Source organism: Neisseria oralis, assembly GCF_045062685.1.
GTDB lineage: Bacteria > Pseudomonadota > Gammaproteobacteria > Burkholderiales > Neisseriaceae > Neisseria > Neisseria oralis.
On the sequence record NZ_JBJGEB010000092.1, the window covers coordinates 1 to 250 of the forward strand.

Annotated in this window: 1 pseudogene; it reads right to left on the reverse strand. The window is 61.6% G+C overall.

Annotated elements, in window-relative coordinates:
* Nucleotides 1-133, reverse strand: a pseudogene (locus ACI43T_RS12210) (integrase); the annotation flags it as partial.
* Between the last annotated feature and the right edge of the window lie 117 nt (nt 134-250).

Genomic DNA, 250 nt, shown 5'->3' on the forward strand with positions numbered 1-250 from the left:
GTGGGACGGTAAAGGGGTGTTTGGTCTTCATGTCGGCGGCGGGGATGTGCCATAACCGGGCGGTGAGGTCGATGTCTTGCCAGCGGGCGGAAAGCAGTGCGGACGGACGGGATGACTTCCCCGGTTTCCCCATCAATCCGCGCCGCCTCGATTTTTCCGTTGGCGCGCAGCATTTCCACCGCCTGCCGCACCGACATCAACCGCTTGCCGTTGCGCCTCATCGCCTACACCAAAACCGCCGAAATCAATT